Source organism: Yersinia sp. 1252 StPb PI, from assembly GCF_048593885.1.
GTDB lineage: Bacteria > Pseudomonadota > Gammaproteobacteria > Enterobacterales > Enterobacteriaceae > Yersinia > Yersinia enterocolitica_E.
In genome coordinates, this window is sequence record NZ_JAZGQE010000025.1 from 1 (window position 1) to 20,585 (window position 20,585).

The window sequence follows — 20,585 nt, forward strand, 5'->3', positions numbered from 1 at the left end:
CTATTCATAATATTATTTTTTTTGGGTGCGGCAGAATATTACCTTTTTTCCAGAGCTTGATTGTACTTGTCTATACGAGTATATGTTAATAAATACTCAAGCTAAGTAATGTCGTTGATACCTGAAAAACTGGTTGAAGGAAATTGCCGTGACTGCCCAAAATAGATTCCGTGATACTGAGATTCGTGCCCCGCGTGGTACGCAACTTACGGCCAAAAGTTGGCTGACCGAAGCCCCGTTACGTATGCTAATGAACAATCTTGATCCAGACGTGGCTGAGAATCCAAAAGAGTTAGTGGTTTACGGCGGTATCGGCCGCGCAGCCCGCAATTGGGAATGCTATGACAAGATTGTTGAAAGCCTGACCCATCTGAATGACGACGAGACGCTACTGATTCAGTCGGGTAAGCCCGTCGGTGTCTTCAAAACCCACAGTAACGCCCCTAGAGTATTGATTGCCAACTCGAATCTGGTGCCTCATTGGGCCAACTGGGAGCATTTTAACGAACTGGATGCCAAGGGGTTGGCGATGTACGGCCAGATGACCGCAGGCAGTTGGATTTATATCGGTAGCCAAGGCATTGTGCAGGGTACCTATGAAACCTTCGTCGAAGCCGGTCGGCAGCACTTTGGTGGCAGCCTGAAAGGGCGCTGGGTATTAACGGCAGGTCTGGGTGGCATGGGCGGGGCACAGCCACTGGCGGCAACCTTGGCGGGTGCATGTTCTCTGAATATTGAGTGCCAGCAGAGCCGCATCGATTTCCGTCTTAAAACCCGTTATGTCGATCAACAAGCCACCGATCTGGATGATGCGTTAGCGCGAATCGAAAAATATACTGCGGCGGGTGAAGCTGTTTCTATTGCACTGTGTGGCAATGCGGCTGAAATTTTACCTGAGCTGGTTCGTCGTGGGGTTCGCCCAGATATGGTGACCGACCAAACCAGCGCACATGACCCGCTAAACGGTTATCTACCAAAAGGTTGGAGCTGGGAAGAGTATCGTCAGCGCGCCCAAAGCGAACCGGCACTGGTGGTTAATGCCGCTAAAACTTCCATGGCGGAACATGTTGAAGCGATGCTGGCCTTCCACAATATGGGTATCCCAACCTTTGATTACGGCAATAATATTCGCCAGATGGCACAAGATATGGGGGTCACTCATGCTTTTGATTTCCCTGGTTTTGTCCCTGCGTATATTCGCCCGCTATTCTGTCGTGGTATTGGCCCGTTCCGCTGGGCTGCGCTCTCTGGTAACGCCGACGATATTTATAAAACCGATGCTAAGGTTAAGGAACTTATCCCTGATGATGAGCATTTGCATCACTGGTTGGATATGGCCCGCGAACGTATCAGTTTCCAAGGGCTACCGGCCCGTATTTGCTGGGTAGGCTTGGGGCAGCGCGCTAAATTAGGTTTGGCTTTTAACGAGATGGTTCGTAGTGGTGAACTGTCGGCCCCGATTGTCATTGGCCGCGACCATCTGGACTCCGGTTCAGTTGCCAGCCCTAACCGAGAAACCGAAGCGATGCAGGACGGCTCTGATGCCGTATCTGACTGGCCGCTACTCAATGCATTGCTCAATACGGCCAGTGGCGCAACGTGGGTTTCTCTGCACCACGGTGGTGGTGTCGGGATGGGCTTCTCCCAGCACTCTGGCATGGTGGTGGTCTGTGATGGCACTGATGATGCTGCTGAGCGTATCGCTCGGGTATTACATAACGATCCGGCTACTGGTGTTATGCGCCATGCTGATGCAGGTTATGACATTGCCATTAACTGTGCACAAGAGCAGGGGTTGAACCTGCCGATGGTTGCTGCAACTCAAGGTAAAAAATCATGAAAACAGTCAATAAAACAATGGTACTGCACCCTGGGTTGATGACGTTGGCGGATTTGCGACATATATACCAACATCCAGTCAATATATCGTTGGATGAAAGTGCTGATGCGCCTATCCAGCAGAGTGTGAAGTGCGTACAGGCAATATTGGCAGAAAAGCGTACTGCCTATGGCATTAATACTGGTTTTGGCCTGTTAGCATCGACTCGCATCGCTACCGAAGATCTGGAGAACCTGCAACGTTCGATAGTCCTTTCCCACGCGGCCGGCGTCGGAGAGCCAAATGACGACGCCATTGTGCGGCTGATTATGGTGCTGAAAATCAATAGCCTGGCGCGTGGATTTTCAGGTATCCGTCGGGAAGTCATTGATGCGTTGATTACGTTAGTTAACGCAGAGGTCTATCCGCATATTCCGCTAAAAGGATCCGTGGGTGCTTCCGGTGATTTAGCACCGCTGGCGCACATGAGCTTGCTGCTGTTGGGAGAAGGTAAAGCGCGCTATCAGGGCGAATGGCTTGATGCTCGCACGGCTCTGACGAAAGCGGGCCTGGAACCGCTCACCTTAGCGGCCAAAGAAGGATTGGCATTACTCAATGGCACTCAGGTTTCAACAGCTTATGCACTACGTGGTTTGTTTGAAGCCGAAGATCTCTATGCTGCGGCGTCTGTCTTTGGCAGCCTCACCGTGGAAGCGGCTTTAGGCTCCCGTAGCCCGTTTGACGCACGTATTCATGCGGTGCGAGGCCAGCGTGGTCAGATTGACGCGGCCAATACTTATCGCCACCTGTTGGGCGATCGCAGTGAAGTCTCTGAATCTCATAAGAATTGTGACAAAGTACAGGATCCTTACTCTCTGCGTTGTCAGCCGCAGGTGATGGGTGCCTGCCTGACTCAAATGCGTCAGGCAGCAGAGGTGCTGGCTATCGAGTCGAATGCAGTATCAGATAATCCGCTGGTGTTTGCCGAACAAGGCGATGTGCTGTCAGGCGGTAATTTCCATGCTGAGCCGGTGGCTATGGCAGCGGATAATCTGGCATTGGCACTGGCTGAAATAGGTTCATTAGCCGAGCGTCGTATTTCACTATTAATGGATAAACATATGTCGCAGTTACCACCATTCCTGGTGGAAAATGGCGGCGTAAACTCTGGTTTTATGATTGCACAGGTGACTGCTGCTGCATTAACCAGCGAAAATAAAGGGCTGGCATACCCTTCCAGTGTTGACAGTATTCCTACATCCGCCAATCAGGAAGACCATGTTTCTATGGCACCACGTGCGGGTAAACGCTTGTGGGAAATGGCTGAAAACGTGCGCGACATTCTGGCTGTTGAGTGGTTAGCGGCATGTCAGGGGTTGGATTTGCGCAAAGGTTTGAAAACCTCGGATGCATTGGAGCCTGCCCGCCAGCTATTGCGCCAACATGTAGCCTACTACGAGAAAGATCGTTTCTTTGCCCCCGATATTGAAGCGGCAAGCCAACTCATTGCACAGCGTCATATGAATGAACTGATGCCTGCGCACCTACTACCCAGCCTTTAATAACGATTTGTCCACTAATAACCGTTCATCAACTAATAACAATTAATCTACTAATAACAACGGTCACCAGTTATTACATCAACCTATGGGTGGTCCCGATTACCGGGATCACCCTCTCTGAACCCCTGCCTGAAAAGGCACAAATTTTGCGAGAATGTACCATGAAGAATGATTCATCCACGCTCAAACGAGGCCTCAGTGCCCGGCATATCCGGTTTATGGCGTTAGGTTCCGCCATTGGGACCGGTCTGTTTTATGGTTCTGCCGAGGCGATTCGTCTGGCGGGACCAGCAGTTTTACTTGCTTATCTCATCGGCGGCGCGGCCGTGTTTATGGTGATGCGCGCACTGGGTGAGATGGCAGTGCATGACCCGGTAGCAGGCTCTTTCGGTCACTATGCCAGCCGTTATCTTGGGCCGCTGGCCGGTTTTCTCACTGGCTGGACCTATACCTTCGAGATGATTATTGTGGCGTTGGCTGATGTTACCGCATTCGGTATCTATATGGGGTTATGGTTCCCTGATGCGCCACAGTGGGTTTGGGTGCTGAGTATTATTTTCTTTATTGGTGCGCTGAATCTCTGCTCAGTCAAAGTGTTTGGTGAAATGGAGTTTTGGCTATCGTTGCTAAAAGTGACGGCGATTATTGCCATGATTGCTGCCGGCTTGGGCATCATGATGTTTGGCTTTGGTGCAGGTCATGAGAGCACCGGTGTCAGTAATCTCTGGTCTCATCAAGGATTTATGCCGAATGGCTTGACGGGGGTGATTGCATCATTTGCCGTGGTGATGTTTGCTTTTGGGGGGATCGAAATTATCGGTGTCACGGCCAGTGAGGCGAAGAACCCAGAAAAAGTGCTACCACGTGCCATTAATACCGTACCGATACGCATTCTACTGTTCTATGTTTTGACCTTGTTTGTGCTGATGGCTATTTATCCATGGAATAGCATTGGGCAAAATGGCAGTCCTTTTGTTGAAATTTTCAGTAGCTTAGGTATCAGTTCTGCCGCTAATATTTTGAATCTGGTGGTTATTACCGCGGCTATTTCCGCCATTAACAGTGATATTTACGGTGCGGGTCGCATGATGTACGGCATGGCGCAAGAAGGGCTGGCACCGAAGTGTTTTAGCCGTCTGACCCGTAATGGTGTGCCATGGATGACTATTTTGGTGATGGCAATCGCACTGTTATGTGGTGTGGTGCTGAACTATCTGATCCCGAAAAATGTATTCCTGATTATTGCCTCGATTGCCACCTTTGCGACGGTCTGGGTATGGCTGATGATCCTTATCTCGCAAGTGGCGATGCGCCGCTCTATGAGCAAAGAGAATATTGCCCGGCTGACATTCCCGGTACCGTTCTGGCCAGTGGCACCGATTCTGACCATCATCTTTATGGCATTTATTATCGCGGTTTTAGGTTACTTCCCTGATACCCGTATCGCCATGTATGTTGGGGTGGCGTGGGTAGTATTAATGACTCTCGCCTGGTGGGTCTGGTTACGCAAAGCTTCACCACGGTCCCTTCAAGAACCGATAGAGAGTTTGCAAAAACAGATAGAAAGTCGCGAGGTTTAGCCACGACTGGCCGCTGATGATCGATTCAGCGGCCATACTGTTGCTTTTTAGCTCTGTGAGGGGCGAGCCGGCACATTGATCACCAATTTTTGGTGTAATTCTAACGCCATGGTTTCAAGGCGGGTGGTTAATTGATTGGTCAGGGTGGTGAGTTCTGTATTCTGCCGCAGTAACTCCAGCATTTGCTCCGCATTTTGCGCTGCCATTCTTTGCCGCTCTTCATTCGCAATGGCTAGTGCCTCGCGATGTTGTGCATCGGCTTGTGCATTAGCCTTATCACGTTCTGCCTGGCGGGTTTGTGCCAATAAAATAAGGGGTGCTGCGTAGGCCGCCTGTAAGCTAAAAGCCAGATTTAGCAAAATAAACGGGTAAATATCAAATTTGACAATACCCATCACATTCAGACCAATCCAGATCACCACAATGAGTGTTTGTGCGCCAAGGAAGACTGGCGTGCCGAAAAAACGGGCAAAAGCTTCTGCTTTCTGGGCAAACCAACTGTTGCCGAAAGGGGTTGATAAGTGTTCATGAGCACGATGGTAGCGGAGATAATCGACTTTACGTGGCTGTAGTGGCGGCTGCTCGGTCACGGGTTCAGTTTTTTTCATAGGATGTTACCCCGGTAGATGAAGGATTCTGTTGAGGTCAGCTCACGACAAAATTAAATCAGGTTACTTAATGCTTCAGACTATTTAATTATAGAGTGGGGTCCGATGAGCAATGGATAATTACCCCGTCTAAAGATGTTGAGTTGATGGAATAATCACATATTCATTTTATTGTTATCGCACTATATACCAAGATAATGTTTTGCGTTTAAAGTAGCGGCGTGGCCAGATGGTGATAAACTGACCTCAATTGTGAAAAATTATATACATACGGAGTAGCGGCCCATGCCTGCCATAGCCATTAAGCGGTGGATTAAACGGATTGTACTGGTCTTGGTGGTAATGTCAGTTACCATACTGGCGATACGAATTTACGATACACAACGTGGCCCAAAGCTCGAGCTTTGGCATACGTTTGTTCCTCATGATATGCGCGCGGCTGAGATTGATAAAGCCAGTTGGGCGGATTACATCAAAGCTGAAAATAACCTTTTCGATGAAGTGCGGATTAATGTTACCGAGAAACTGGAACCAAGGAATGAAATTCCATTAAATCGTTATTACTCTGGTAGCTCGATTTACCCTCCACATTTCAAAAATGACTGGAATCGTTCATATATTCTTGAGCCAGAAGGTAAACCTAAAGGTGCGGTGGTCTTACTGCATGGTTTAACTGACACCCCTTATAGCCTGCGTCATATTGCTGAAAATTATCGTCAGCGTGGATATGTTGCCATTGGTATTCGTTTGCCCGCTCACGGAACAGTGCCTGCGGCTCTGACCGATGTTGAATGGCAGGACTGGCTGGCGGCAACGCGCTTAGCTGTTCGTGAAGCCAAAGCACTGAGTGGCCCTGATTTACCGCTACACGTGGTCGGCTTCTCCAATGGCGGCGCGTTGGCAATGAAATATACGTTGGATTCAATGGATGACCCGACACTGGCGAAACCGGTGCGGGTTATCTTGATATCCCCGATGATCGGTGTCACCAGTTTTGCGCGTTTTGCCGGTATTGCCGGTTGGCCCGCTATCTTCCCGGCCTTTGCTAAAGCAGCCTGGTTGGGGATTGTGCCGGAGTTTAATCCTTTCAAATATAACTCGTTCCCAGTGAATGCTGCCCGTCAGTCTTATTTACTGACGTCTGTGCTGCAACAGCAAATTGCGCGTGATGCCAGAAACAATAAGATGGAGGAGTTACCCCCGATTCTGACCTTCCAGTCGTTAATGGATTCAACGGTCAGTACTCGTGCGGTCGTTACTGCTCTTTATAACCACTTGCCGAAGAATGGTAGCGAAGTGGTGCTGTTCGATTTGAACCGTGCCGCCAGTTTCGGCCCGCTATTGAGAGCTTCTTCTTATACTGCTCTGGCGCGTTTGTTGCCTCCACCGCCACGTAATTATAGCGTAACGGTGATTACCAACGTTTCACCGCAAAGTAATGAAACAGTGGCGCTGACTACCTTGGCGGGTGAGACTAACGAGGTTTCAGTACCTACCGGCTTGATTTACCCACCGGACATTTTCTCGTTATCCCACGTGGCATTGCCATTCCCAATGAGTGATTCGCTGTATGGCCGCTATCCAGAACCGCGTGACCAATACGGTATCAGCTTGGGGACTTTTGCCGCTCGTGGTGAGCGGGCGGTACTGGTTGTCGGGTTAGACTCCCTGATGCGTATCTCATCAAATCCATTCTATTCGTACATGTTGCAGCGGATAGATGACAAGATAGACGCACCAGCGAAATAAGATGGTGTTAAAGCCTCCGAATCGGGGGCTTTTCCATAATGAGTGCCATACTTTCAAGTCGTAGCTGTTGTTCATATTTACTGACCCAGAAAGGAAAGCAAAATGTCTATTGAAAAAGTCGTATACCGTGCCAAAGCTAAAGCCACTGGCGGGCGTGATGGTCGGGCAACATCCTCAGATGGTGTATTGGATGTGAAATTGGGCGTCCCAAAAGAGATGGGTGGGGCGGGAGGTGCTGTGACTAATCCAGAACAGCTCTTTGCTGCGGGCTATTCAGCTTGTTTCCTTGGTGCGCTGAAATTTGTGGCATCAAAAGAAAAGGTGAAAGTGCCGGATGATGCCAGCATTGAAGGTACCGTGGGCATTGGTGCCATTCCAACCGGTTTTGGTATTGAAGTGCAACTGGATATCAGCTTGCCGGGTATCGAGCGTAGCGTAGCAGAAGATTTGGTGAAAAAGGCGCATGTTGTCTGCCCATATTCCAATGCCACGCGTGGCAATATTGATGTGACATTGAATATCAAATAAGCCAATTTCTCATCTCAGCAGCCCATAAGAATTATCTTGTGGGCTATATGCTGCACCCCCGAATTTTCTGCTCTAACTTCAAATAAATAAGCCAATATATCCTCTAGAGACTATGCGCTAGTTCGTGGATTGACGAACTAAGAATTGTTAAGATAATTCTTGTAACTAAAATCAATAGCATGCTTATTGATCTCGCACTGAACCTGAGGGGGGGTTCACTGTCTGACTGATTCAAGCCGCAAATAGTGTCTCTGGAGACCTGGCGTTATATGGACAGAGTTAAATCTTTATCACAGCAAAGCATTTCTTTGTTGTTGGCTGTTTATATTGGTATTTTCCTGAATATATCTGTCTTTTATCGTCGTTTTGACTCCTTTAGCCAAGGTATCCAAGGCATAAAAGTCGTGTCTGCTATCATCGAAGTGATGGCCATTATTCTGTTTACCTTTTTTGTTATGAGGGTGATCTCCCTCGGTGGCCGGTGGTTTTATCGTGTTATTGCCACCCTGCTGGTCCTAATTTCTGTCGCTGCCAGCTATTACATGACTTTTTTCAATGTTGTCATTGGCTACGGCATCGTTATTTCGGTGCTGACCACCGATACAGATTTATCGAAAGAAGTCATCGGGTTACATTTTGTCATTTGGATGGTGCTGGTCAGCACACTACCGCTACTACTTATCTGGAAAAACACTCTGCGGCTAACCCTGCTTGAGCAATTTTTGACGCCAGGGCAGCGTATTAAGCCTGTTTTGTTGATGGCAGTTGCTGTGGCGCTGGTTTGGTTGCCGTTACGCTATCTGGATAATGTACAAGATGCTAATGAGCAGCTGAAAACGGTGGATTTACCGAGTTATGGCGGTGTGGTTGCTCACTCATATTTACCCTCTAACTGGTTGGCTGCATTGGGTTTATATGCTTATACCCAATATAACGAGCGTTATGATGCGGTAACATTGTATAACCCGACCGAACACCATACTTATATCGCGCCGGCCGGTATTGATGACACCTATGTTGTGTTTATCATTGGCGAAACAACGCGTTGGGATCATATGGGGTTGTTGGGATACCCACGTGATACCACTCCTCGCCTGAGTAAAGAGAAGAATTTAGTCGCTTTCCGTGGCACATCTTGTGATACCTCAACCAAACTTTCACTGCGCTGCATGTTTGTGCGCGAAGGCGGCACTGAGAATAATCCACAGCGCACATTGAAAGAGCAAAATGTGTTTACGGTGATGAAATCATTGGGTTTTACCTCTGAACTGTTTGCCATGCAGAGCGAAATTTGGTTCTACAACAATGCGAATACTGATAATTACTCGTTCCGTGAATTGATTGCTTCAGAGAAGCGCAACGATGATAAGCCGGTAGATGACATGCTGCTGGTTGATGAATTGAAGGAGTCTCTGGGGCGTTATCCTGTAGGCAAGCATTTGGTGGTATTGCACACCAAAGGCTCACATTACCTCTATTCCCAACGCTATCCCCGCAGTTATGCCCGCTATCAGCCTGAATGTATGGGGGTCGATGATTTTTGCAGTAAGCAGCAATTGGTGAACGCTTTTGATAACAGTGTGCTGTATACCGATTCGTTTATCGCAAATGTGATTGACCAAATGCGGGATAAAAAAGCATTAGTGTTTTATGCATCGGATCATGGTGAGTCTATTGACGAGAACTCCCACTTCCACGGAACACCACGTGAAATGGCGCCCCCGGAGCAATTCCGTGTGCCATTGATGGTTTGGGCCTCGGACAAATTCCTGGCGCAACCGGATCATCTCGCGGCTTTTGAGCAACTACAGGCTGAGCAGCGGGTGGGTAAGACCCATCGTCAGGTTGAATTGTTTGATTCTATTTTGGGTTGTTTAGGTTATACCTCGCCAGATGGCGGCATTAATGCCCAGAATAACTGGTGCCAGGCACCGGGGCGGCCTGCAAAATAAACATTTAGCACAAGTATAATCCGATATGAAATGATTTTTGATTCCAATCCCATTGTCACTTTTAGGTTACGGTATACTCCAGTTCCAATCCCTACTGGCTGGAGTCTTCCATGACTTACCGTGTTGCCTTTATTGATGATCATGACATTGTGCGCTCAGGTTTTGCCCAGCTACTTTCTCTGGAAGACGATATTCAAGTGGTGGGGGAGTTTAGTTCAGCAAAACAGGCACGCCTCGGATTACCTAGCCTACAGGCGAATATCTGTATTTGTGATATCTCGATGCCTGATGAGAGTGGTTTAGATTTACTGAAAGACCTCCCTTCAGGGATGGGGGTCATTATGCTCTCGATGCACGACAGCCCGGCGCTAGTGGAAATGGCGTTGGAGCGCGGTGCGCGGGGGTTTCTATCCAAGCGTTGTAAGCCAGAAGATCTGGTTTCGGCTGTCCGTACCGTTGGCAGTGGCGGCGTCTATCTGATGCCTGAAATCGCCCAACAATTGACTCGTATTGCTGTTGACCCCTTAACCCGACGTGAGCGGGAAGTTGCCTTGTTATTAGCGCAAGGAATGGAAGTGCGCGAGATAGCCGAGTCACTTGGCCTGTCACCGAAAACCGTGCATGTCCATCGCGCTAACTTATTTTCCAAGCTCGGTGTCAGTAATAACGTTGAGTTAGCTAAGCAGGTATTGAATCTATGATGCAGCGTTTTATTATGCTGCTGGCATTGTTATTTATTTATATCACTGCAGCTTTCTGTTTATGGTCCGTTGGCACTCAATTAGTTGATCGGCCGTTACAGGCACTACTGCTGTTCCCGTTTGGCCTGCGGATGGGCATTTTATTGCAAAGCCCACGTCAATATTGGCCGGGCATTCTGTTGGGTGATGCACTGCTATGGTGGCTGCTGACCGATCAGTTTGGCTATCCTTATAGCTTGCTGTGGGCTGCGATTCCCTTACTGCTGGCGACCACGTTATTGGCGGTTATCGCTTCTCCTTGGCTGTTGCGCAATCAGAGCAGCGGCAGTGAATGGAAGTGGCCCTTGATGCAAGGTGTGGTGATTTTTGGTGCTGCATTGATACAAGCATTAGGATGGCAGATTAACAGTGGTCAGGGTGCTATGGCGCTGCTATTGGGGTTGGTGGGTGGATTTACCATCGCGCCGATTTGTCTGTTGTTGTGGCACTATCTGGCGCGTCAAATCTGGTCTCCGCTGGAACCGGGGCTGATTCATAAACCCATTAATCTACGTTTGCGCCATATCCTGTGGTATCTGCTGCTATTCGCCTTGAGCATTTGGCTACAACATCATGTCACCGAGTCAGATTTGTATTTGTTTGCACCGTTCTGTTTGGCAATCCCGATTGTATTTATGTCTTATCGCTATGGTTGGCAAGGGGCGGTGGTGGCCACATTGCTCAATGGCATGGTGTTATTGATCAATACCCCCGCAGAATTAGATTCACACCGTGATTTGTTGTTGTCGTTATTGGCGCAGAGTTTGACCGGCTTATTATTAGGCGCGGGGATCCAGCGTCAGCGCGAGTTAAATTACCAATTACAGCTACGGCTGAATGAAAATCGTGAGTTGGCTAAAGCATTGGTGGTGGCCGAAGAACATGCCCGGCGTGATGTTGCACGTGAACTGCATGATGAGGTTGGGCAGACAGTGACGGTTATCCGAACCCAAGCCAGTATTATCAAACGGTTAACTACCCAACCACAGGTTTTGACCAGTGCCGAAATGGTCGAGACGCTGGCGTTGCGGGTTTACGATGGTGTCCATGATGTTTTGGCGAAACTGTGGCCTGCGGCATTGAATAATCTGCCCTTATCGGCGGCTATTGCTGCACTAATGCGTGAACTTATTCCGCAGGATCAATCAGTGACCGGCGTGCTTAACTGGCAACTCAGTGACGCTGATATAGATGAAACACTGAAAATCACCCTATACCGTATCTGTCAGGAGGGAGTAACCAATGCCTATCGCCATGGTGCTGCCAGCCGGATTGAAATTAATGCACAACAGAATGATAAACAGATAACACTGACGATTCGCGACAATGGAAAAGGTGTTGATTTGGCGACATTAACCCCAGGTTATGGGCTAAGAGGTATGCAGTCACGGGTGAGTGCTTTAGGGGGGGATTTTACGCTGAGTGTCGATAACGGCACCTGTTTAAATGTGACCTTGCCCACAGTTTCTCTGTCAGCTAATGAAAACTAAGAAATATTCTCGGTTTTTGCAGGGTTTTTTCTCATTGGTTTTGTACGCACGAGGAACATGATGACTCTACTTGAAAAAATTTCTGAGGTTCACATGTGGTCTTTCCTCAAAAGCCGCGATAACGTGCCGCCCGTCACGGATCAAGCGCAAATTGATTCGTCTTATAAATATTGGCGTATTCAACTAATGTGGACGATGTATATCGGCTACGCTGCGTTCTATTTCACCCGTAAAAGCTTTAACTTCATCATGCCTGCAATGCTGAGTGATTTAGGGCTGACCATGTCGGATGTCGGGATTTTAGGCACACTCTTTTATATCACTTATGGTTGTTCTAAATTTATCTCCGGCATGATAAGTGACCGCTCAAATCCGCGCTACTTTATGGGCATTGGGTTGGTTATGACCGGGGTTATCAATATCCTGTTCGGCATGAGCTCGTCACTGCTCGTGTTTGGTTCTTTGTGGATCCTTAATGCCTTCTTCCAAGGTTGGGGTTGGCCGCCTTGCTCCAAAATCCTGACCAGTTGGTATTCGCGCTCAGAACGCGGGGGTTGGTGGGCGATGTGGAATACTTCGCATAACTTTGGTGGTGCGCTGATTCCCCTGTTGGTCGGCTTTATTTCTCTGCACTTTAGCTGGCGTTACGGCATGATTATCCCTGGTATTATCGGCGTGGTGATCGGTTTACTGATGTGTTGGCGCTTGCGTGATAAGCCGAGCACGATGGGGTTGCCGAGTGTGGGTAAGTGGCGCAATGATGCGATGGAATTGGTCCAGGAATCTGAAGGCCAGGGGCTATCAAATAAAGAGATTGTGAAGCGCTATGTATTAACCAACAAATATATCTGGTTGCTGGCGGTATCTTACGTGCTGGTTTATATCGTTCGTACTGCTATCAATGACTGGGGTAACCTTTATTTGACACAAGAGAAAGGTTATTCATTGATGACGGCCAACTCGGCGATTTCACTGTTCGAGGTGGGGGGCTTTATTGGCTCGTTGGTGGCAGGTTGGGGTTCTGATAAGTGGTTCCGTGGCAACCGTGGGCCAATGAACTTGATATTTGCTATTGGAATTTTCCTCTCGGTGGCGTCGTTGTGGATTATGCCGGGTGTCAGTTACATCTTGCAGGCGAGTTGCTTCTTTGCCATTGGCTTCTTCATTTTTGGCCCGCAGATGTTAATTGGTATGGCTGCCGCTGAATGCTCACATAAGGATGCTGCGGGAGCTGCTACCGGTTTTGTTGGGTTGTTTGCCTACTTGGGTGCGGCCCTATCTGGCTACCCCATTGCCCGCGTGATGGAGGTTTGGCACTGGAATGGTTTCTTTGTGGTTATTTCCATTGCGGCCTGTTTATCTGCATTCTTCTTGCTGCCATTCCTACGGGCGCAATCGCCAGAATTAAAGCAAGCGGAAGCCTGATTTACGTGCAAATGCGTCAGTTTTAGCCGTTGGTGATGTTTTTAACAACAGTCACTCAACGTTTGTTAAAAAGTGATTGACGGCCAAAAATCGTAGCAGTAAGATGCGCCCCGATTCGGCGAGTAGCGCAGCTTGGTAGCGCAACTGGTTTGGGACCAGTGGGTCGGAGGTTCGAATCCTCTCTCGCCGACCAAATTTAAGAACCCTGACTTTTAAGTCAGGGTTTTTTTTGGTGTTTTTTCTGCCAAATTTACCTATCCATCCCGCTATTTCCTTAAGCTAAATCGCCCCCACTGACATGATTTGGTCACCGATAATATCTGTTGCGCTGTCATGCACTCATAAGGGGCACCATTAGGGTGCGCTTTCGTATGAAGCCTTGCTATCTCTTGGACGGTGAGGGGGAGGGCAAGCTGACTTTGCTTTTTTAACGGCACGCAAGATGTGTGAAATTCTGGCTGGATGTGACAACGATCACGTCACTTATCGGCTGTCACGACAGCATTTCCTCCTGTTTTCTGTCGAGATTACAAAAAAAACCTACCCGATATGCATCATTTAGCAACAAAGTTTTTTCGTTTGTCACTGGATGTTGCGACTGCTTTATTCTAATTAGCCAGTCAATATCGCTGGCATATTACCGCTAGCATAATTTTTCATGCTAATAATGTTAACGAGAAGTTTTTTTTATGTTTGCATGCTGTTTCTCATTGTCTTGATAAAACCTTTCAGACCGTATTGACGTTGCCACCAACTGTTGCCAAATTGGTACCCTCAGGGGGAGTCATAGAGAGCAGTTTGGGTGATTCAATGCATTCAAAATTGCTGTCGTGATAGCTTTTATCCGACATCTCAATCCCGCATCCCTGTGGCTAATGAGCCAAAACGGTACAGTCCACGGACGAAAAAATTATAGGGTCTGGCCGTACACACAACACACATCACCATAATGGAGCACAAGCGATGACGATTTCCTTGGGAAAAACAGGGATACTGAAATTCGGTATTGGGCTGATTGCACTGACCGTGGCGGCCAGTGTACAAGCAAAAACATTAGTCTATTGTTCTGAAGGTTCACCTGAGGGTTTCAACCCGCAGCTCTTTACCTCTGGCACAACGTATGACGCCAGCTCGGTACCCATCTACAACCGTCTGGTTGAATTCAAACTCGGTACTACCGAAATTGAACCTGGTCTGGCTGAAAAGTGGGAAATTAGCCCAGATGGCAAAAGCTATACTTTCCATCTGCGTAAAGGCGTGAAGTGGCAAGATAATAAAGACTTCAAACCGACCCGTGATTTCAATGCTGACGATGTGATCTACTCTTTCATGCGTCAGAAAGATGATAAACATCCGTACCATAAAGTGTCTGGCGGCAGCTATGAATACTTCCAGGGCATGGGTATGGGTGATTTGATCACCAATGTGGTTAAAGTTGACGACAACACCGTGCGTTTTGAATTGGCGCGTCCTGAGTCGCCATTCCTTGCCGATCTGGCGATGGACTTTGCCTCTATCCTGTCTGCTGAATATGCCGACAAGATGCTGAAAGCGGGCACCCCGGAAAAAGTCGATTTGAACCCAATCGGTACCGGCCCATTCCAGTTGCAACAATACCAAAAAGACTCCCGTATCCTGTACAAAGCCTTTGAGGGTTTCTGGGGTACCAAGCCGAAAATTGATCGTTTGGTGTTCTCTATTACACCAGATGCGTCAGTCCGTTACGCTAAATTGCAGAAAAATGAATGTCAGGTTATGCCATACCCTAACCCGGCTGACATTGCTCGCATGAAAGAAGACAAAACCATCAACCTGATGGAGCAACCTGGCTTGAACGTCGGTTACCTCTCCTTCAACGTTGAGAAAAAACCATTGGATAACGTGAAGGTTCGTCAGGCGTTGACCATGGCTGTTAACAAAGAAGCGATTATTGATGCGGTTTATCAGGGTGCTGGTCAAGCAGCCAAGAACCTGATCCCACCGACTATGTGGGGCTACAACGATGACGTGAAAGATTACGCTTACGATCCGGCTAAAGCGAAAGAGCTGTTGAAAGAAGCGGGCCTACCAGATGGATTCGCTATCGATCTGTGGGCAATGCCAGTTCAGCGCCCGTACAACCCGAATGCCCGTCGTATGGCTGAAATGATCCAGTCTGACTGGGCGAAAATTGGTGTGAAAGCCAAGATAGTGACTTACGAGTGGGGCGAATACCTCAAGCGTGCTAAAGACGGCGAGCATGAAACAGTGATGATGGGTTGGACCGGGGACAATGGGGACCCAGACAACTTCTTCGCCACCCTGTTTAGCTGTGATGCGGCCAAGCAAGGTTCCAACTACTCCAAATGGTGTTATAAGCCGTTTGAAGACGTGATTCAGCCTGCTCGTGCTGAGTCTGATCATGACAAACGTGTCGCACTTTACAAACAAGCTCAGGTTGTTATGCATGATCAAGCTCCGGCGCTGATTGTTGCTCACTCAACTGTGTATGAGCCAGTGCGTAAAGAAGTGAAGGGTTATGTTGTAGATCCGTTGGGTAAACACCATTTCGAGAACGTGTCCCTGGATTAATTTTAACCTTAGATAAACCGGTGAATGTGTGGAATACGCATATTCGCCGGTTTCTTGTTGATACCCAAAATAATTCGAATTGCAGGAAGGCGGCAAGCGAATGAGTCCCGATGAGCTTACTGAAGTAAGTGATTCGGGTGACAAATCGATCGGGAACCGATTTGAACGCTGTTTGCAGCGGCCTCGCAGAGGCGAGGCCCATGGACGGGCCGAGTAACGAGTGTAGCCAATGCACATGCAGTTTGAAGTATGAAGGGTATAGGTTAAGACAGATACAGATGTGAGCCATATAACCTCTCCCAATAAGTGTTATTGTCGCAGAAATTTTGGGCATGGACAGCGCGCAAGCACCGGAGCGGACACCATGACCTTGTAAATCATGGCTACGTGACGGTGGTGAGCACTGCCCTAGGTCAAAATGGCAAGTAAAATAGCTTATTGGGGAGGTTTAATAAGCTGGGTTGCCCACGAGCAGCCCGGCATTCTACACAGAGAGTTCGGGATATGTTGCAGTTCATACTCCGACGTTTGGGGTTAGTTATCCCAACGTTTATCGGCATTACTTTGCTGACCTTTGCTTTTGTCCATATGATCCCGGGTGACCCGGTGACCATCATGGCTGGGGAACGCGGTATCTCCACCGAGCGTCATGCTCAAATCATGGCGGAAATGGGGCTAGACAAGCCTCTCTATCAACAATACTTCCATTATGTGAATGGCGTATTACATGGCGACCTCGGCATCTCGCTGAAAAGCCGTATTGCTGTCTGGGAAGAGTTCGTCCCACGCTTTAAAGCGACACTGGAACTGGGGATCTGCGCGATGCTGTTTGCTATCGCGGTGGGTATTCCGGTGGGGGTGTTGGCGGCAGTTAAACGCGGTTCAATATTCGATCACACCGCTGTTGGGATCTCCCTTACCGGCTATTCGATGCCTATCTTTTGGTGGGGCATCATGCTGATTATGTTGGTCTCGGTCCAATGGAACCTGACTCCGGTTTCCGGGCGCGTCAGTGATACGGTGTTCCTTGATGACAGCCTGCCTTTGACTGGTTTTATGCTGATTGACACCTTTGTTTGGGGTGAGCCGGGTGATTTCAAAGACGCGGTGATGCATATGATTTTGCCTGCCATCGTTTTAGGGACTATCCCTCTTGCCGTCATCGTACGTATGACGCGCTCCTCGATGCTGGAAGTCTTGGGTGAAGATTATATCCGTACTGCGCGGGCGAAAGGCCTGAGCCGGATGCGGGTGATTGTGGTCCATGCACTGCGTAATGCTTTGCTGCCGGTGGTTACCGTGATTGGCTTGCAGGTTGGTACCATGCTGGCTGGCGCTATTCTGACGGAAACCATCTTCTCCTGGCCGGGGTTAGGGCGCTGGCTGATGGATGCCTTGCAACGCCGTGATTACCCAGTGGTTCAGGGTGGTGTGTTGCTGGTCGCAATCATGATTATTTTAGTTAACTTGCTGGTAGATGTGCTCTATGGCGTAGTTAACCCGCGTATTCGTCACAAGAAATAAGGGGCGCAGAATGTCTCAACTTACTGAGTCTACAGTAAAAAGTGCGCCGAAGCCGATGACTCCATTGCAGGAGTTTTGGCACTATTTCAAGCGCAATAAAGGGGCTGTTATCGGCCTGTTCTACATTATTATTATGCTATTGATTGCCGCTGGTGCTACCTGGCTTGCCCCGCACGGGCCGGCAGAGCAATTTCGTGATGCGTTACTGAAACCGCCGGTTTGGGAAGAGGGTGGCAGTTGGAAATTCCTGCTGGGTACCGATGATGTGGGCCGTGATGTGTTATCTCGCCTGATGTACGGTGCTCGCCTCTCGCTGCTGGTGGGTTGTCTGGTGGTGGTGCTATCACTGGTGATGGGCGTGATTTTCGGTTTATTGGCCGGTTATTTTGGCGGTATCGTTGATGCCATCATCATGCGTGTTGTCGATATCATGCTGGCACTGCCAAGCCTGTTGCTGGCATTAGTGCTGGTGGCGGTATTTGGCCCCTCCATCGTTAACGCCTCGCTCGCATTGACCTTTGTTGCCTTGCCGCATTATGTCCGTTTAACCCGTGCCGCGGTGCTGGTTGAGGTGAACCGCGACTACGTAACGGCCTCAAGAGTGGCTGGGGCGGGTGCGATGCGCCAGATGTTTATCAATATCCTGCCCAACTGCCTTGCGCCGTTAATCGTGCAGGCTTCTCTCGGCTTCTCTAACGCCATTCTGGATATGGCGGCTCTCGGCTTTCTCGGCATGGGTGCGCAACCGCCAACACCGGAATGGGGCACCATGCTCTCTGACGTGTTGCAGTTCGCCCAAAGCGCCTGGTGGGTCGTGACCTTCCCTGGTGTGGCGATCCTGCTGACGGTTCTGGCGTTTAACCTGATGGGGGACGGCCTGCGTGATGCTCTCGACCCCAAACTCAAGCAGTAACAGAGGTAGAGAGAGATGGCACTTTTAAATGTAGATAAATTGTCGGTGCACTTCGGTGACGAAGGTGCGCCGTTCAAGGCCGTAGACCGTATTAGCTACAGCATTGAGCAAGGGCAGGTGGTAGGGATTGTGGGTGAATCCGGTTCCGGTAAATCGGTCAGTTCACTGGCGATTATGGGGCTGATTGATTACCCCGGCAAAGTGATGGCTGACAAGCTGGAGTTTAATGGCCGTGACCTGACCAAGATTTCCGAGAAAGAGCGGCGTCAGTTAGTGGGTTCGGAAGTGGCCATGATCTTCCAGGACCCGATGACCAGTTTGAACCCGTGCTACACCGTCGGTTTTCAGATTATGGAAGCGCTGAAGGTGCATCAGGGTGGCAACCGTAAAACCCGCCGTCAGCGGGCGGTGGATTTGCTGACGCTGGTGGGCATTCCTGATCCCGCGTCACGTCTGGATGTGTATCCGCATCAGCTTTCCGGCGGGATGAGCCAGCGCGTGATGATTGCGATGGCGATTGCTTGTCGGCCGAAATTGTTGATTGCTGATGAGCCAACGACTGCGCTGGACGTGACCATTCAGGCCCAGATTATTGAATTGCTGCTGGAGTTACAGCAGCGTGAAAATATGGCGCTGCTGTTGATAACCCATGATCTGGCACTGGTGGCTGAGGCGGCTCATCATATTATTGTGATGTATGCCGGTCAGGTAGTGGAAACCGGTAAAGCCTCGGAAATCTTCCGCGCGCCACGGCACCCGTACACTCAGGCATTGTTACGAGCCTTACCGGAGTTTGCTCAGGATAAAGCGCGTCTGGCGTCGTTACCGGGTGTGGTACCGGGTAAATATGACCGTCCTGACGGGTGCTTGCTGAACCCACGTTGCCCGTATGCCAATGATCGTTGCCGCCGTGAAGAGCCAGAACTGCTGGGGCCAGCGGGGCGTCAGGTTAAATGTCATACACCGCTCGATGATGCGGGGAGGCCGACCTTATGAGCCAACCAACTGATATGAAAAAAGAATTACAGGTATCCAAGCCGCTATTACAGGCTATCGACCTGAAAAAATACTATCCGGTCAAAAAAGGATTCTTTGCACCAGAGCGTCTGGTTAAAGCACTGGATGGGGTTTCTTTCACCTTGGAGCGCGGTAAAACATTGGCCGTGGTTGGCGAGTCCGGTTGTGGTAAATCCACACTGGGCCGCTTGCTGACTATGATAGAGATCCCAACTGGCGGTGAGCTTTACTACCAGGGTCAGGATTTGCTTAAGCCGGATGAAAGTGCGGAAAAGCTGCGGCGTCAGAAGATCCAGATTGTGTTCCAGAACCCTTATGGCTCGCTGAACCCACGTAAGAAAGTGGGGCAGATTCTGGAAGAGCCACTGCAAATCAATACTAATCTCAACAGCAAAGAGCGGCGTGAAAAAACATTGGCAATGATGGCAAAGGTCGGCCTAAAAACCGAGCATTATGACCGTTATCCCCATATGTTTTCCGGCGGTCAGCGCCAGCGTATCGCCATTGCCCGTGGGCTGATGTTGAATCCCGATGTGGTGATTGCCGATGAGCCGGTTTCTGCACTGGATGTTTCGGTGCGGGCTCAGGTATTGAACCTGATGATGGATTTGCAGCAGGAACTGGGTCTGTCGTATGTCTTTATTTCCCATGATTTATCAGTGGTTGAGCACATTGCTGATGAAGTGATGGTGATGTATCTGGGGCGCTGTGTTGAGAAAGGCAGTAAAGAAGCCATTTTTAATAACCCACGCCACCCTTATACACAGGCATTGCTCTCTGCTACCCCCCGGCTGAACCCTGATATGCGCCGTGAGCGAATTAAATTGACGGGGGAGCTACCTAGCCCCATGAGCCCGCCACCGGGGTGCGCATTTAATGCCCGTTGTCGTCGGGCGTTTGGGACTTGCACCCAGCTACAGCCGCAACTGAAGCAATATGGTGATCAAATGGTCGCCTGCTTTGCGGTTGATCAGGATGAAGCAGAAAAAGCCAGCTAACACGGGTTAAGGCCCCAGCGCTGTTGGTTGGGGTCCAATCGACGAGTGCGATATCAATTACAACAACGCCGATAATTCGGCGTTTTTTTATAACTGAAAATAGCCTTCC

The 20,585-nt window shown here is 49.2% G+C and carries 15 protein-coding genes and 1 tRNA gene; 15 read left to right on the forward strand and 1 reads right to left on the reverse strand.

All coding sequences use genetic code 11. The features are described from left to right. Nucleotides 1-148: 148 nt before the first annotated feature. The 3 genes from hutU (at nucleotide 149) to V2A85_RS06120 (ending at nucleotide 4,961) form a co-directional block, all read left to right on the forward strand. Entirely contained in the window at nucleotides 149-1,840 is a 1,692-nt protein-coding gene (gene hutU, locus V2A85_RS06110) for a urocanate hydratase (protein WP_372560246.1), read from the forward strand. Next, complete coding sequence (gene hutH, locus V2A85_RS06115) at nucleotides 1,837-3,381, forward strand: histidine ammonia-lyase (protein WP_420071067.1); 1,545 nt, start codon at nucleotides 1,837-1,839, stop codon at nucleotides 3,379-3,381. The genes hutU and hutH overlap by 4 nt, the downstream gene beginning before the upstream one ends. 161 nt (nucleotides 3,382-3,542) lie before the next feature. After that, nucleotides 3,543-4,961 carry an amino acid permease gene (locus V2A85_RS06120; RefSeq protein WP_083161413.1) on the forward strand — a complete coding sequence of 473 codons (1,419 nt, stop codon included), beginning with the start codon at nucleotides 3,543-3,545 and terminating at the stop codon, nucleotides 4,959-4,961. A gap of 47 nt (nucleotides 4,962-5,008) precedes the next feature. Here V2A85_RS06120 and V2A85_RS06125 read toward each other — a convergent pair whose 3' ends face one another. Further along, nucleotides 5,009-5,569: a DUF1003 domain-containing protein gene (locus V2A85_RS06125; RefSeq protein WP_372560248.1), complete on the reverse strand. Its 561-nt coding sequence runs from the start codon at nucleotides 5,567-5,569 to the stop codon at nucleotides 5,009-5,011. Between the two features lie 285 nt (nucleotides 5,570-5,854). Here V2A85_RS06125 and V2A85_RS06130 point away from each other — a divergent pair, with 285 nt between their 5' ends. The 12 genes from V2A85_RS06130 (at nucleotide 5,855) to dppF (ending at nucleotide 20,476) form a co-directional block, all read left to right on the forward strand. Beyond that, nucleotides 5,855-7,318, forward strand: coding sequence for an alpha/beta hydrolase (locus V2A85_RS06130; protein ID WP_420071068.1), 1,464 nt, complete (start codon nucleotides 5,855-5,857; stop codon nucleotides 7,316-7,318). A 102-nt stretch (nucleotides 7,319-7,420) separates the two neighbouring features. Further along, entirely contained in the window at nucleotides 7,421-7,846 is a 426-nt protein-coding gene (locus tag V2A85_RS06135; RefSeq protein ID WP_004713820.1) for an organic hydroperoxide resistance protein, read from the forward strand. A 269-nt stretch (nucleotides 7,847-8,115) separates the two neighbouring features. Beyond that, nucleotides 8,116-9,798, forward strand: coding sequence for a kdo(2)-lipid A phosphoethanolamine 7''-transferase (gene eptB, locus V2A85_RS06140; RefSeq protein ID WP_083161407.1), 1,683 nt, complete (start codon nucleotides 8,116-8,118; stop codon nucleotides 9,796-9,798). A gap of 110 nt (nucleotides 9,799-9,908) precedes the next feature. Further along, the gene (uhpA, locus tag V2A85_RS06145; protein WP_083161405.1) at nucleotides 9,909-10,499 is read left to right on the forward strand and encodes a transcriptional regulator UhpA; all 591 of its coding nucleotides are present in this window, start codon (nucleotides 9,909-9,911) and stop codon (nucleotides 10,497-10,499) included. Further along, nucleotides 10,496-12,028 (forward strand): signal transduction histidine-protein kinase/phosphatase UhpB, encoded by a 1,533-nt coding sequence (uhpB, locus tag V2A85_RS06150; protein WP_420071069.1) that lies wholly within the window; start codon nucleotides 10,496-10,498, stop codon nucleotides 12,026-12,028. The genes uhpA and uhpB overlap by 4 nt, the downstream gene beginning before the upstream one ends. A gap of 93 nt (nucleotides 12,029-12,121) precedes the next feature. After that, the gene (locus V2A85_RS06155; protein WP_083163967.1) at nucleotides 12,122-13,453 is read left to right on the forward strand and encodes an MFS transporter; all 1,332 of its coding nucleotides are present in this window, start codon (nucleotides 12,122-12,124) and stop codon (nucleotides 13,451-13,453) included. A 116-nt stretch (nucleotides 13,454-13,569) separates the two neighbouring features. Continuing rightward, a tRNA-Pro gene (locus V2A85_RS06160) sits at nucleotides 13,570-13,646 on the forward strand. 770 nt (nucleotides 13,647-14,416) lie between these two features. Beyond that, nucleotides 14,417-16,024, forward strand: coding sequence for a dipeptide ABC transporter periplasmic-binding protein DppA (dppA, locus tag V2A85_RS06165; protein WP_372560250.1), 1,608 nt, complete (start codon nucleotides 14,417-14,419; stop codon nucleotides 16,022-16,024). A 504-nt stretch (nucleotides 16,025-16,528) separates the two neighbouring features. After that, complete coding sequence (gene dppB / locus V2A85_RS06170; protein ID WP_005174906.1) at nucleotides 16,529-17,548, forward strand: dipeptide ABC transporter permease DppB; 1,020 nt, start codon at nucleotides 16,529-16,531, stop codon at nucleotides 17,546-17,548. A gap of 10 nt (nucleotides 17,549-17,558) precedes the next feature. After that, nucleotides 17,559-18,461, forward strand: a complete 903-nt coding sequence (dppC, locus tag V2A85_RS06175; protein ID WP_083161399.1) for a dipeptide ABC transporter permease DppC — start codon at nucleotides 17,559-17,561, stop codon at nucleotides 18,459-18,461. Between the two features lie 15 nt (nucleotides 18,462-18,476). Beyond that, on the forward strand, nucleotides 18,477-19,457 hold the full coding sequence (gene dppD / locus V2A85_RS06180; protein WP_083161397.1) for a dipeptide ABC transporter ATP-binding protein: 981 nt from the start codon (nucleotides 18,477-18,479) through the stop codon (nucleotides 19,455-19,457). Nucleotides 19,458-19,471: 14 nt separating this feature from the next. Next, nucleotides 19,472-20,476: a dipeptide ABC transporter ATP-binding subunit DppF gene (gene dppF, locus V2A85_RS06185; protein WP_372560683.1), complete on the forward strand. Its 1,005-nt coding sequence runs from the start codon at nucleotides 19,472-19,474 to the stop codon at nucleotides 20,474-20,476. Nucleotides 20,477-20,585 lie beyond the last annotated feature (109 nt).

Bases quoted from the DNA above. Each gene is read 5' to 3' on its own strand.
- hutH (WP_420071067.1), top strand. From the start codon at position 1,837: ATGAAAACAGTCAATAAAACAATGGTACTGCACCCTGGGTTGATGACG.
- V2A85_RS06120 (WP_083161413.1), top strand. From the start codon at position 3,543: ATGAAGAATGATTCATCCACGCTCAAACGAGGCCTCAGTGCCCGGCAT.
- V2A85_RS06125 (WP_372560248.1), bottom strand. From the start codon at position 5,569: ATGAAAAAAACTGAACCCGTGACCGAGCAGCCGCCACTACAGCCACGT.
- V2A85_RS06130 (WP_420071068.1), top strand. From the start codon at position 5,855: ATGCCTGCCATAGCCATTAAGCGGTGGATTAAACGGATTGTACTGGTC.
- V2A85_RS06135 (WP_004713820.1), top strand. From the start codon at position 7,421: ATGTCTATTGAAAAAGTCGTATACCGTGCCAAAGCTAAAGCCACTGGC.
- eptB (WP_083161407.1), top strand. From the start codon at position 8,116: ATGGACAGAGTTAAATCTTTATCACAGCAAAGCATTTCTTTGTTGTTG.
- uhpA (WP_083161405.1), top strand. From the start codon at position 9,909: ATGACTTACCGTGTTGCCTTTATTGATGATCATGACATTGTGCGCTCA.
- uhpB (WP_420071069.1), top strand. From the start codon at position 10,496: ATGATGCAGCGTTTTATTATGCTGCTGGCATTGTTATTTATTTATATC.
- V2A85_RS06155 (WP_083163967.1), top strand. From the start codon at position 12,122: ATGTGGTCTTTCCTCAAAAGCCGCGATAACGTGCCGCCCGTCACGGAT.
- dppA (WP_372560250.1), top strand. From the start codon at position 14,417: ATGACGATTTCCTTGGGAAAAACAGGGATACTGAAATTCGGTATTGGG.
- dppB (WP_005174906.1), top strand. From the start codon at position 16,529: ATGTTGCAGTTCATACTCCGACGTTTGGGGTTAGTTATCCCAACGTTT.
- dppC (WP_083161399.1), top strand. From the start codon at position 17,559: ATGTCTCAACTTACTGAGTCTACAGTAAAAAGTGCGCCGAAGCCGATG.
- dppD (WP_083161397.1), top strand. From the start codon at position 18,477: ATGGCACTTTTAAATGTAGATAAATTGTCGGTGCACTTCGGTGACGAA.
- dppF (WP_372560683.1), top strand. From the start codon at position 19,472: ATGAAAAAAGAATTACAGGTATCCAAGCCGCTATTACAGGCTATCGAC.